Source organism: Streptomyces sp. TBY4, assembly GCF_024213195.1.
Lineage (GTDB): Bacteria > Actinomycetota > Actinomycetes > Streptomycetales > Streptomycetaceae > Streptomyces.
In genome coordinates this window covers 14,979-27,651 of sequence record NZ_JANAVF010000002.1, presented here as the reverse complement: position 1 = coordinate 27,651, position 12,673 = coordinate 14,979, and the positions used below count along the sequence as shown (strand labels likewise).

General features: G+C 72.0%; 10 protein-coding genes. 3 read left to right on the top strand and 7 right to left on the bottom strand.

Annotation, left to right across the window (positions count from 1 at the left end):
• Positions 1-3: 3 nt before the first annotated feature.
• Positions 4-852, top strand: coding sequence for a formate dehydrogenase accessory sulfurtransferase FdhD (gene fdhD, locus NLX94_RS04470; protein WP_254381261.1), 849 nt, complete (start codon positions 4-6; stop codon positions 850-852).
• A gap of 107 nt (positions 853-959) precedes the next feature.
• Entirely contained in the window at positions 960-1,397 is a 438-nt protein-coding gene (locus tag NLX94_RS04465; protein ID WP_254381260.1) for a PAS domain-containing protein, read from the top strand.
• 74 nt (positions 1,398-1,471) lie between these two features.
• Here NLX94_RS04465 and frc read toward each other — a convergent pair whose 3' ends face one another.
• Positions 1,472-2,728 carry a formyl-CoA transferase gene (gene frc / locus NLX94_RS04460; protein WP_254381259.1) on the bottom strand — a complete coding sequence of 419 codons (1,257 nt, stop codon included), beginning with the start codon at positions 2,726-2,728 and terminating at the stop codon, positions 1,472-1,474.
• Positions 2,729-2,755: 27 nt separating this feature from the next.
• A complete protein-coding gene (oxc, locus tag NLX94_RS04455) occupies positions 2,756-4,504 on the bottom strand; it encodes an oxalyl-CoA decarboxylase (protein ID WP_254381258.1) in 1,749 nt (582 codons plus the stop codon).
• Positions 4,505-4,769: 265 nt separating this feature from the next.
• Between oxc and NLX94_RS04450 the strand changes: the two genes are divergently transcribed.
• Positions 4,770-6,374, top strand: a complete 1,605-nt coding sequence (locus tag NLX94_RS04450) for a FadD7 family fatty acid--CoA ligase (protein ID WP_254381257.1) — start codon at positions 4,770-4,772, stop codon at positions 6,372-6,374.
• Between the two features lie 19 nt (positions 6,375-6,393).
• Here NLX94_RS04450 and NLX94_RS04445 read toward each other — a convergent pair whose 3' ends face one another.
• From NLX94_RS04445 to NLX94_RS04425, 5 genes are all read right to left on the bottom strand, one after another.
• The gene (locus NLX94_RS04445) at positions 6,394-7,329 is read right to left on the bottom strand and encodes a LysR family transcriptional regulator (RefSeq protein ID WP_254381256.1); all 936 of its coding nucleotides are present in this window, start codon (positions 7,327-7,329) and stop codon (positions 6,394-6,396) included.
• 73 nt (positions 7,330-7,402) lie between these two features.
• Positions 7,403-7,615, bottom strand: coding sequence for a formate dehydrogenase subunit delta (locus NLX94_RS04440; RefSeq protein WP_254381255.1), 213 nt, complete (start codon positions 7,613-7,615; stop codon positions 7,403-7,405).
• A gap of 1 nt (position 7,616) precedes the next feature.
• Positions 7,617-10,418, bottom strand: a complete 2,802-nt coding sequence (fdhF, locus tag NLX94_RS04435) for a formate dehydrogenase subunit alpha (protein WP_254381254.1) — start codon at positions 10,416-10,418, stop codon at positions 7,617-7,619.
• Positions 10,415-12,025 (bottom strand): NADH-quinone oxidoreductase subunit NuoF, encoded by a 1,611-nt coding sequence (locus NLX94_RS04430; RefSeq protein ID WP_254381253.1) that lies wholly within the window; start codon positions 12,023-12,025, stop codon positions 10,415-10,417. The genes fdhF and NLX94_RS04430 overlap by 4 nt, the downstream gene beginning before the upstream one ends.
• Positions 12,022-12,480, bottom strand: coding sequence for a formate dehydrogenase subunit gamma (locus NLX94_RS04425; RefSeq protein WP_254381252.1), 459 nt, complete (start codon positions 12,478-12,480; stop codon positions 12,022-12,024). The genes NLX94_RS04430 and NLX94_RS04425 overlap by 4 nt, the downstream gene beginning before the upstream one ends.
• Positions 12,481-12,673: the final 193 nt, after the last annotated feature.

Sequence of the window (12,673 nt, the reverse complement as noted above, 5' to 3'; positions counted from 1 at the left end):
GCGGTGGGACGGGTCACGGAACGGCGCAGGGTGCTCCGCCTCCGGGAGGGCGCGGTCTCCGCCCGGCCCGACACGCTCGTCGCCGAGGAGCCCATGGAGATCCGGCTCAACGGCAGGCCCCTCGCCATCACGATGCGCACACCGGGCGACGACTTCGCCCTCGCGGCCGGATTCCTCGTCAGCGAAGGGGTGCTGGGCAGCGCGGAGGAGCTGCGGAACATCGTGTACTGCGCGGGAGCCACGGCCGGCGGGGCCAACACGTACAACATCGTCGACGTCCGCACGGCTCCCGGCCTCGTCCTGCCCGAGATCACCCTCGAGCGGAACGTGTACACCACCTCGTCCTGCGGTCTGTGCGGCAAGGCCAGCCTGGACGCGGTCCGCACGACGGCCCGCTGGCCGATCCTCGACACTCCCCCGGTCCGGCTGGACGCCGCACTGCTCGCCCGCCTCCCCGACCGGCTACGGGCGGCGCAGCAGGTGTTCGACCGGACCGGGGGTCTGCACGCGGCCGCCCTGTTCACCGAGGACGGCGAGCTGCTCGACGTCCGCGAGGACGTGGGCCGGCACAACGCGGTCGACAAGCTGGTCGGCCGCGCCCTGCGCGGCGGCCTGCTGCCGCTGTCGCGGACGGTGCTGCTGGTCTCGGGGAGGGCCTCCTTCGAACTGGCGCAGAAGGCGGTGATGGCGGGCATTCCGGTGCTCGCCGCGGTCTCCGCCCCGTCGGCCCTCGCGGTCGACCTGGCCGTGGAGACGGGCCTGACCCTCGTCGGCTTCCTCCGCGGCACCTCCATGAACGTGTACGCGGGCGAGCACCGCATCGCCCTGCGGGCCCCGGCCTCCCAGGGCTGACCCGCTCCCCCGCGGCACGGTGGCGGGGTCTCGTCCGGCGGGGAGCGCCCCCTGCGCCGGAGGGGCCCCGCCACAGCCATGAGGAAATGAAGAAGGAAAGAGGAGACATGACAGAGCTCGATCCCGCGGTCGTGCTGGGCATGGCCGCCCGGGCACCCGACGGACTGGTGATCGTCGACCGCGAAGGGCTGATCCGCTACTGGAACCGGGGCGCCGAGCGCATCTTCGGGTACTCCGCCGAGGAGGTCGCCGGGCGCAGCCTGGACCTGATCATCCCCGAGAAGCACCGCGCGCGGCACGGGGAGGGCTTCGTGACCGCGATGGCCCTGGGGGCGAGCAGGTACGGGGAGGCCGATCTGCTGGCGGTGCCCGCCGTGAGGGCGGACGGCCGCAGGCTGTCCATCGAGTTCAGCGTGGTGCTGCTGGCCGGTCCCGACGGCGTGGCCACCCACTGCGGCGCCGTCATCAGGGACGTCACCGCGCGGCGGGCCCGGGAGAAGGCACGGATGCGGCGCGGGGAGGCCGGTGAGGCCCCGCCGGCCTGAGGGCCGACCCGCACACGAGCAGATGCCCTGCACGCGAGGACCGCGTGCAGGGCATCTGAGTTTCCGGGGTGGGTTCAGGCCACGACCCGGCCCTCGTGGAGCCGGCGGATGGCGTCCGCGTCGTAGCCGAGGTCCGCGAGCACCTCGTCGGTGTGCTCGCCGAGCAGCGGGGCGCCCTCGATCTCGGGCGTGAACCCGGAGAACTTGATCGGGCTGCCCACGGTCAGGTAGGTGCCGCGCTCCTTCTGCTCGACCTCGACGATGGTGCCGCTCTTGCGCATGTCGGGGTCGGCGGCGAGCTCCTTCATGCTGAGCACGGGCGCGCAGGGGACTTCGAAGGTGCGCAGGATGTCGACCGCCTCGTACTTGGTCTTGTCCGCGAGCCACTTCTCGATCTCGCCGAAGATGTCCATGATGTGCGGCTGGCGGGCCGAGGCGGTGGTGTACCGCGGGTCCTCGGTCCACTCGGGCTTGCCTATGGCCTCGCAGGTGCGGACCCAGTTCTGCTCCTGGATCGTGAAGTAGATGTAGGCGTTGGGGTCGTTCTCCCAGCCCTTGCACTTCAGGATCCAGCCCGGCTGGCCGCCGCCGCCGGCGTTGCCGCCGCGGGGCACCGCGTCGCCGAACTCGCCGTTCGGGTACTGCGGGTACTCCTCCAGGTAGCCGGTCCGCTCCAGGCGCTGCTGGTCCCGGAGCTTGACGCGGGTCAGGTTGAGCACGGCGTCCTGCATGGACACCGACACCTTCTGGCCGAGGCCGGTCGCGTCGCGCTGGATGATCGCGGTCAGCAGGCCGATCAGCAGGTGCATGCCGCTGTTGCTGTCGCCGAGGGCCGAGCCGCTGATGGTGGGCGGGCCGTCCCAGAAGCCGGTGGTGGAGGCGGCGCCGCCGGCGGCCTGGGCCACGTTCTCGTAGACCTTGAGGTCGTTCCACTTCGAGTCGTCGTTGAAGCCCTTGACCGAGCCGAAGATGAGCCGCGGGTTGAGCGCGTGGATCCGGTCCCAGCCGAGGCCCATGCGGTCCATCGCCCCCGGGGCGAAGTTCTCCACCAGGATGTCCGCCTCGCGGATCAGCTTCTCCATGACCTCCTTGCCCTCGGGGGACTTGGTGTTGATGGCCAGGGAGCGCTTGTTGCTGTTGAGCATGGTGAAGTAGAGGGCGTCGAGGTCGGGGATGTCGCGGAGCTGACGGCGGGTCACGTCGCCGCCGTCGAGGCGCTCGACCTTGATGACGTCGGCGCCGAACCAGGCGAGCATCTGGGTGCACGCGGGGCCGGCCTGGACCCCGGTGAAGTCGATCACTTTGATTCCGGCGAGCGGCAGTTCAGTCATGTCCTATTCCTTCTCGTGAAGGGCCAGTTACTTCGCCGGCGTGATGTTGCCGACGGTGATGCCCTTGGGGTTGAGGTGGGCGATGTGGCCGCTCTCGGTGCCGGCCGACGGGTCGATCGCGCAGTCGATGAGCGCCGGTCCGCCGGAGGCCAGGGCCTCGGTGAGGGCGGCGGTGACCTCGGCGGGGGTGGTGGCGCGGTAGCCCTTGCCGCCGAAGGCCTCGATCATCAGGTCGTGGCGCGCGGAGAGCATCAGCGTCGTCGGGGAGGGGGCGTCGTCGAGGGGGTTGACGTCGTCGCCCCGGTAGACCCCTCCGTTGTTCATCACCACGGTCACCACGGGCAGTTGGTAGCGGCAGATCGTCTCCAGCTCCATGCCGCTGAACCCGAAGGCGCTGTCGCCCTCGACGGCCACGACCGGCGCCCCGCTCTCGACCGCGGCGGCGATCGCGTACCCCATGCCGATGCCCATGACCCCCCAGGTGCCGCTGTCGAGGCGGTGGCGCGGTACGTGCATGTCGATCACGTTGCGCGCGATGTCCAGGGTGTTGGCGCCCTCGTTGACGAGGTACGTCTCCGGGCGCTCGCGCAGGACGTCGCGCACGGCCCGGAGGGCGCCCATGAACTGCATGGGGTGCGGGTCGGCCGCCAGCCGCTGCGCCATCTTCGCCACGTTCTGCGCGGAGCGGGTCGCAAGTTCCTCCCGCCAGGCGGCGGGGGCGGCGATCCGGCCGGGCTTGGTCCGTTCCGCGACCGCTTCGAGCACGGATCCGATGTCCCCGACGAGCGGGGCGGCTATGGGCTGGTTGCTGTCCAGTTCCCGGGGCTCGATGTCCACCTGGACGAACTGTGCCTCCGGGTTCCACTGGGGGGCCTCGCCGTGGGCCAGCAGCCAGTTCAGCCGGGCGCCGACGAGGACGACCACGTCGGCCTTCTTCAGGGCCAGGGAGCGGGCGGTGGCCGCCGACTGCGGGTGGTCGTCGGGCAGCAGCCCCTTGGCCATCGACATCGGTACGTACGGGATCCCCGTGGACTCCACGAACTCGCGGATCCGGTCGTCCGCCCGGGCGTACGCGGCACCCTTGCCCAGCACGATGAGCGGCCGCCGCGCCCCCGCCAGCAGCTCGATCGCCCGGTCCACCGCCTCGGGCGCCGGAAGCTGCCGGGGCGCGGGGTCGACGAGGCGGCTGAGGGTCGCGGCGCCGGCCCGGGCGTCCATGATGGAGCCGAGCACGGCGGCCGGGATGTCGAGGTACACGCCGCCGGGACGGCCGGAGATCGCGGTGCGCAGGGCGCGGGCGATGCCGCGGCCGATGTCCTCGACCCGGCTCACGCGGTAGGCGGCCTTGACGAAGGGCTGCGCCGCGGCGAGCTGGTCCATCTCCTCGTAGTCGCCCTGCTTGAGGTCGACGAGGTGGCGCTCGCTGGAGCCCGAGATCTGCACCATCGGGAAGCAGTTGGTGGTGGCGTTCGCCAGCGCGACCAGCCCGTTGAGGAATCCCGGCGCGGACACCGTGAGGGCCACGCCGGGCTTCTTGGTGAGGTAGCCGGCCGCCGCCGCCGCGTGTCCCGCGTTGCTCTCGTGGCGGAACCCGATGTAGCGGATGCCCCGCGCCTGGGCGAGGCGGGCCAGGTCGGTGATCGGGATGCCGACCACTCCGTAGATGGTGTCCACGTCGTTCAACTTGAGCGCGTCGACGACCAGGTGGTAGCCGTCGGTGAGCTCGGTCGGGACGTCGGCGGTCGCCGCTGTCTCCGGAGTCGAGGGGGCGGTCATGATCCGAGGTCCTCCTTGGGCGGGTCCTGCGGTGCGGCTGCTCGTCCCACCTTCCTGACCTGCGCTCCCCGCGTCCAAGACGCATCGGCGACCAGCTGATAACCGGCGTCTATCGACAGCCGCGAAAGGCCCCCGTCCGCGCCCCCGAACTCCCTTGATAGGCGGCCGTTATCGCGCGTTCGCCGTTGCGTATTGGACGCGCTCCCCGCCCGGCCGCAGGCTCGCTGGGTACTGGTTGTTGAGACGTGGCGTGGGAGGTGGGGTCATGGCCGTTCCGGCGACGACATCCGTGTGCGACGGGGCCGGGCAGCAGGGCGGGTACCGGCCGCCCCCGATCACGGGGCTGGCCGATCTGCTCGACCGGCAGGTGCGGACGCGGCCGCACGCCCGGGCCCTCGTCGTCACCGGGGACCGGGTGGACCTGTCCTACCGCGCCCTCGCGGCCCTGGCCGACGAGGTGGCCGCCCGGCTCCGCTCGACCGGCCTGCGGCCCGGCGATCCGGTCGGACTGCTCTGCGCCAACAACGCCGAGTTCGTCGTGGGCCTGCTCGGTGCCGCACGGGCCGGACTGGTGGTCGCCCCGCTCGACCCGGCGCTGCCCGGAGGCCAGTTGGGCGCCCGCCTCGAAGCGCTCGGCGCGCGGGCCCTCCTGCTGGGCCCGGCCGCGGCGGGGGCCAGGCCGGCCGCGCGGGTAGCCGTACCGACGTGGCCGCTGCGGGTGAGCGCCTCCCGCGCCGGTACGGCAACGCTCGCCCTGGACACCGGGACGCCGCCGGCCGGCCCCGGGCTCGGGGCCGCCGGGGGGCTCTCGGCCGAGGACGCGCTGGTGCTGTTCACCGCGGGCACCACCGCCGGAGCCAAGATGGTCCCGCTGACGCACGCCAACGTGGCCGCCTCGGTACGGGGCATCTGTGCCACGTACGAGCTGGGGCCCGGCGACGGGACGGTCGCGGTGATGCCGCTCTTCCACGGCCACGGGCTGTTCGCGGCGCTCCTGGCCTCCCTGGCCGGCGGCGGACGGGTGCTGCTGCCCGCGCGGGGACGGTTCTCGGCACGCACCTTCTGGGAGGACGTCCGGGCGGTGGACGCCACCTGGTTCACCGCGGTCCCGACCATCCACGAGGTGCTGCTGAACCGGGCAGCGACCGAGTTCCCGGGGGCGCGGGCGCCGCGGCTGAAGTTCATCCGCAGTTGCAGCGCTCCCCTGAACACGGCCACGCAGCGGGCGCTGGAGCGCACGTTCGGCGCGCCCCTGCTGTCCGCGTACGGCATGACGGAGTCCACGCACCAGGCCGCCAGCGAGCCGCTGCCGGCGCGCGGGCCCCTGAAGCACGGGTCGGTCGGCCGGTCCTCCGGGGTGGAGCTGCGGATCGCCGACGCGCACGGGCGCAGCTGTCCGCCCGGCACCCAGGGCGAGGTGTGGGTGCACGGTCCGACGGTCACCCGGGGCTACCTCGGCAACCCCGCGGAGACCGCCCGGAGCTTCGTGGAGGGGTGGCTGCGCACGGGTGACCTGGGCTCGCTGGACGAGGACGGGTACCTGTCCCTGACCGGGCGCATCAAGAACCTCATCAACCGCGGCGGCGAGAAGATCTCGCCGGAGCACGTCGAGGACATCATCGCCGGATGCCCCGGAGTCGCGGAGGTGGCGGTGTTCGCCGTCCCCGACCCGGTCTACGGGCAGCGGGTCGGCGCCGTCGTGGTCGTGCGGGAAGGGGAGAACCTCGGGCCCGGGCAGATCCTGCGGTACTCCCGGGACCGGCTCGCCGACTTCGAGGTGCCCGACCGGCTCGACCTGGTGACCGAGCTGCCGCACACCGCCAAGGGTGCGCTCGACCGGCGGGCGGTGGAGGCCCGGTACGCGCGCTGAGGCGGGCCGGTCCTCCCGCTCACCCCACGCCTGGCCCGGCCTGCCCGGGGCGGTCGAAGAACTCGTCGAGGGCCAGCCCCTTCGCCGCGTCGACGAAGGCCCGGGCGGCGACCGAACCGGGGGTCGCCGCGTGGATGGCCACCGAGATCTGCGTGCCGGCCTCCGGGTCGACCAGGGGCAGGGCGCGGGTCCTGCCGATGACCGGCATCGCGCTCAGCCAGGCGTGGGGCACGATGCTCGCCCAGCCGCCTCCCCCCACGTGCGCGTGGAGGGAGGCGATCGAGTCCGTTTCCACCTGCGGGCTCACCACGAGCCCCTTCTCCGCGAAGACCCGGTCGATGATCTGCCGGATCCGCATGTCGGGGGTCAGCAGGGCCAGCGGCAGCTGCGCCGCCTCCGCCCAGGTCATGGTGGTGGCGCTCTGCGGCGTGAGCTGGTCGGCCGAGATGAGCAGCATGTACCGCTCCTGGTACAGGGGGACGACCTGCAAGCCCTCCTGGTCCCCGGGGTCGAAGTGGGCGATCGCCACGTCGAGCTCGAACTCCCGCAACTGGCGGTGAAGTTCCTTCGTGGACAGCCGGGAGCGGACCTGCACCTTGGCCAGCGGGTGCGCCGCGCAGAACGCGGCCACGGGGAGCGCCAGGGTGGTGGACGCCGTCGGGTCCGTGCCCAGCCGGAGGGTTCCGGTGATGCCCGACTGGACGGCGGCCACCTCGGCCTTGAAGGCGTCCTGCTCGGCGAGGATCCGCTTGGCCCACACGACGAGCCGTTCGCCCTCCGGGGTCAGGCCCTGGTAGTTGTGGCCCCGGTTGATGAGCGTGACGTTCAGCTCCCGCTCCAGCTTGGCTATCGCCGCCGAGAGCGCGGGCTGCGAGACGTAGCAGGACTCCGCCGCCCGCGCGAAGTGCCGCTCCCTGGCCACCGCCACGAAGTACTCGAGCTGGCGGAAGAGCATGCGCGACTCCTTGCTGGGTGCCGTGGGGCGGCCAAGGGTACCGGCGGCCCCGGTTCGTCGACAGGGGTGCCGGTCAGCGCATCAGTCCCACGGCGGCGACCACCAGCGGGTGGAGCCCCTCCCCGCCGGCGTCCACGTACGCGTACAGCCGGGTGCGCATGCGCGGGTCCCAGAACAGTCCGAGGTGGCCCGCGATCGCCTCGGCGGCCGCGGCGGGCGTGAGGTGGCCGTGATGGGCGGCGATGTCGTTCGCCATCCTGGACTCGGGTGGCACGGTGCCCGCCATCTCAGTTCACCACCGCGTCCTGCGCGGCGCCGTCCTGCGGGAGCGGGTGGACCAGGCCGACCTGTACGGCGGTCACCTTGTACTCCGGGCAGTTGGTGGCCCAGTCCGAGTTCTCGGTGGTCACCACGTTGGCCCCGGTCACGGGGTGGTGGAAGGTGGTGTAGACGACACCGGCCGGCATCCGGTCGGAGATCTCCGCGTGCAGCGTCGTCCGCCCGACCCGGCTGGCCAGCGTCACCAGGTCCCCGTCGCGGATGCCGCGGGTCTCGGCGTCGTGCGGGTGCAGTTCGAGCACGTCCTCGGGATGCCACGCGACGTTGCCGGTCCGGCGGGTCTGCGCCCCGACGTTGTACTGGCTGAGGATCCGTCCCGTGGTCAGGACCAGCGGGAAGCGCCGGGTGCTGCGCTCGTTCGTCGGGACGTACGCGGTGACGGCGAACCGGCCCTTGCCGCGGACGAACTCGTCGACGTGCATGACCCGGGTGCCCTCCGGCGCCGCGGCGTTGCACGGCCACTGGACGCTGCCGAGCTTGTCGAGGACCTCGAAGGAGACGCCGGTGAAGGTCGGGGTGACCGCGGCGATCTCGTCCATGATGGCGGACGGGTGCGCGTAGGACATGGGGTAGCCCATGGCGGTGGCGATCTCGCAGATGATCTGCCACTCGTGCTTGCCCGTCTTCGGCTTCATCACCGCGCGCACCCGGTTGATGCGGCGCTCGGCGTTGGTGAAGGTGCCGTCCTTCTCCAGGAACGAGGCCCCCGGCAGGAAGACGTGCGCGAACTTGGCCGTCTCGCCCAGGAACAGGTCCTGGACCACGACCAGTTCCATGGCCTCGAGCGCGGCCGTGACGTGTCCCAGGTTCGGGTCGGACTGGGCGATGTCCTCGCCGTGGACGAACAGGCCCCGGAAGGTCCCGTCGATCGCGGCGTCGAACATGTTGGGGATCCGCAGTCCCGGTTCGGACAGGATCGTGCCGCCCCAGAGCTTCTCGAACACCTCGCGCACGGCGTCGTCCGACACGTGCCGGTAACCGGGCAGTTCGTGCGGGAAGGAGCCCATGTCGCAGGAACCCTGGACGTTGTTCTGCCCGCGCAGCGGGTTCACGCCGACCCCGTCGCGGCCGATGTTGCCGCAGGCCATGGCGAGGTTGGCCATGCCCATCACCATGGTCGAGCCCTGGCTGTGCTCGGTGACGCCGAGGCCGTAGTAGATGGCCCCGTTGGGCGCGGCCGCGTACAGCCGGGCGGCGGCCCGCAGTTCCGCGGAGGGTACGCCGCTGATCGCCTCGGTCGCCTCCGGGCTGTGCTCGGGGCGGGCCACGAACTCGGCCCATTCGGCGAAGCCCTCGCAGCGCTGGGCCACGAAGGCCAGGTCGGCCAGGCCCTCGGTGACCACCACGTGGGCCATCGCGTTGACGACCGCCACGTTGGTGCTGGGCCTGAGCTGGAGGTGGTGCGCGGCCTGGATGTGCGGGGAGCGGACCAGGTCGATGCGGCGCGGGTCGACCACAATGAGCTCGGCTCCCTCGCGCAGCCTGCGCTTCATCCGGGAGGCGAACACCGGGTGCCCGTCGGTGGGGTTGGCCCCGATCACCATGATCACGTCGGCCTCGGCCACCGAGCGGAAGTCCTGGGTGCCGGCCGACTCCCCGAAGGTCTGCTTGAGGCCGTATCCCGTCGGGGAGTGGCAGACCCGGGCGCAGGTGTCGATGTTGTTGTTGCCGAAGGCCGCGCGCACCATCTTCTGGACGACGTAGACCTCTTCGTTGGTGCAGCGCGAGGAGGAGATGGCCCCGATCGAGCTCGGCCCGTACCGCTCCTGGAGCGCGCGCATCCCCCGGGCGACCGTGCCGATCGCCTCGTCCCACTCCACCTCGCGCCAGGGGTCGGTGATCCGCTCGCGGACCATGGGCTTCAGGATCCGGTCGGGGTGCGAGGCGTAGCCGAAGGCGAAGCGGCCCTTCACGCAGGAATGGCCCTCGTTCGCGCCGCCGTCCTTGTGGGGGACCATCCGCACCACCTGGTCCCCGCGCAGTTCGGCCTTGAAGGAGCAGCCGACGCCGCAGTAGGCGCAGGTGGTGATGACCGAGCGGGTGGGCATGCCGAGTTCGACGACGGACTTCTCCTGCAGCGTGGAGGTCGGGCAGGCCTGTACGCAGGCCCCGCAGGAGACACACTCGGAGTCCATGAAGGTCTCGCCGGCCCCCGCCGAGACCTTGGACGCGAAGCCGCGCCCCTCGATGGTCAGCGCGAAGGTGCCCTGCACCTCGCCGCAGGCCCGGACGCAGCGGGAGCAGCTGATGCACTTGGCCGGGTCGAAGTCGAAGTACGGGTTGGAGGTGTCCTTCTCGGCGTCGAGGTGGTTCTCGCCCTCGTAGCCGTAGCGCACCTGCCGCAGGCCGACCACGCCGGCCATGTCCTGCAGTTCGCAGTCGCCGTTGGCCGGGCAGGTCAGGCAGTCCAGCGGATGGTCGGAGATGTAGAGCTCCATGACGCCCTGGCGGAGCTTCTCCACCTTCGGGGTCTGCGTGCTCACCCGCATCCCCTCCGCCACCGGGGTGGTGCAGGACGCCGGGGTGCCCCGCCTGCCGTCGATCTCCACCACGCACAGCCGGCACGAGCCGAACGGCTCCAGGCTGTCGGTGGCGCACAGTTTCGGGATGTCGATCCCGGCCTGCGCGGCGGCGCGCATCACCGAGGTGCCCTCCGGGACGCACACCGGCATCCCGTCGACCTCCAGCGAGACGGTCGCCGCGCCGGGGCGTTCCGGGGTGCCGTAGTCGGGTTCCTTGAGCAGGGTCATGCCGGGTCCTCCGCCTTCGTGCCGGTCGGGCGTACGGGGTGGATCTGCAGGCTCCGGCGGCCGCCGAGGAAGTCGTCGGGGAAGTGCGCGAGGGCACTGCGTACGGGCAGGGGCGTCAGCCCGCCCATCGCGCACAGGGAGCCTTCGGTCATCAGGTCGCACAGGTCCTCGAGCAGGGCCAGGTTCTCGTCGCGGTGCTCACCGGCGACGATCTTGTCGATCACCTCGACACCGCGTACGGAACCCACCCGGCAGGGCGTGCACTTGCCGCAGGACTCCTCTGCGCAGAACTCCATCGCGAAGCGTGCCTGGGCGGCCATGTCCACGCGGTCGTCGAAGACGACCACGCCGCCGTGGCCGACCATGGCTCCGGCCGCCGCGAAGGCCTCGTAGTCCATCGGCAGGTCGAACATCGAGGTCGGGAGGTAGGCGCCGAGCGGGCCGCCGACCTGGACGGTGCGCACCGGGCGCCCGGAGTAGGTGCCGCCGCCGTACTCCTCGACCAGCTCGCGCAGGGTGACGCCGAAGGCGGTCTCCACGATGCCGCCGTGCGCGATGTTGCCGCCGAGCTGGAACACCTGGGTGCCGCGGGAGCGTTCGACGCCGAGCTCCTGGTACGCCGCGGCCCCGGCCGCGAGGACGACGGGGACGGTGGCCAGGGTGAGGACGTTGTTCACCACGGTCGGCCTGCCGAACAGTCCCTCGATCGCGGGGATCGGCGGCTTCGGGCGGACGGTGCCGCGCTTGCCCTCCAGGCTTTCGAGCATGGAGGTCTCCTCGCCGCAGATGTACGCCCCGGCGCCGACGCGTACGTGCAGGTCGAAGTCGAGGGCGGAGCCGAGGACGGCCCTGCCGAGCCAGCCCTGCTCGCGGGCGATGCCGATCGCGGCGCGCATGGTGGCCACGGCCTCGGGGTACTCCGAGCGGATGTAGAGGTAGCCCTCGGTGGCGCCCACGGCGTGGGCCGCGATGGTCATGCCCTCGATGAGCATGAACGGGTCGCCCTCCATGACCATGCGGTCGGCGAAGGTGCCGCTGTCGCCCTCGTCGGCGTTGCAGCAGACGAACTTCAGCGGGCCGGCGCAGCCGAGTACGGTCTTCCACTTGATGCCGGCCGGGAAGCCTGCGCCGCCGCGGCCGCGCAGTCCCGAGGCGGTGACCTCCTCGACCACGTCGGCGGGATCGCGCTCCAGGGCCGTCCGCAGCCCCACCAGGCCGCCGTGGGCCAGGTAGTCCGCCACCGACAGGGGATCGGTGACGCCGATCCGGGCGAAGGTGACCCGCGTCTGGCGGGCCAGCCAGGGCAGTTCGTCCACGATGCCGAGCCGCAGCGGGTGTGCGGCGCCGTCGAGCAGGCCGGCCGCGAGCAGGCCCGGCACGTCGGAGGGGGAGACCGGTCCGTACCCGACCCGGCCCTGCGGGGTCACCACCTCGACCAGCGGTTCCAGCCAGAGCATGCCGCGCGAACCGTTGCGCACCAGCTCGACGGCGGCGCCGCTAGCGGCTGCGGCCTGGCGCAGGGCGTCCGCCACCGCGTCCGCGCCGACGGACCGGGCCGCCGAGTCGCGGGGGACGTAGACCTTCACCTTCACCGGGGATCCGTTCACGGCGAGACCGCTCCTTCCAGGAGTGCGCCCAGTTCGGCCGGGCCGACCCGTCCGTGCAGTCGTCCGTCGATCTCCAGCGCGGGCCCCAGCGCGCAGTTGCCGAGGCAGAAGACCTGCTCCAGCGTCAGCGCCCCGTCCGGGGTCGTCTCCCCGAGGGAGAGTCCGGCCGCGCGGGCGTACTCCACCAACTCCGCGGCGCCCAGGGCCTGGCAGGCCTCGGCGCGGCAGATCCGCACCACGGTGCGGCCGGCAGGCTCGCGCCGGAAGTCGTGGTAGAAGGTCACGACTCCGTGGACGTCCGCGCGGGAGAGGTTGAACTCGTCGGCGAGCACCGGGATCGCCTCTTGCGGGATGAACCCCAACTCGGCCTGGACGGCGTGCAGTACGGGCAGCAGCGCCCCCCGCTCACCCCGATGACCGGCCGCCACTCTCCGGACCACGTTCTCGACTGTCACGTCACTCCCGCTGGTCGATGCCGCTGCGTGCAGGGGAGTGTGAACATACCCCATACAGGCTTCTGTATACAGTCTTCATTCAGGATGGGGCACCGCTTCCCGCCCCCTCCCCCCTTCCCCGCCATTTTGCATACCAAAACCTGTATGCTAAGCCGCCCGTCGGCAACCCTCCCGGCGGTCTCCACACGAGGGG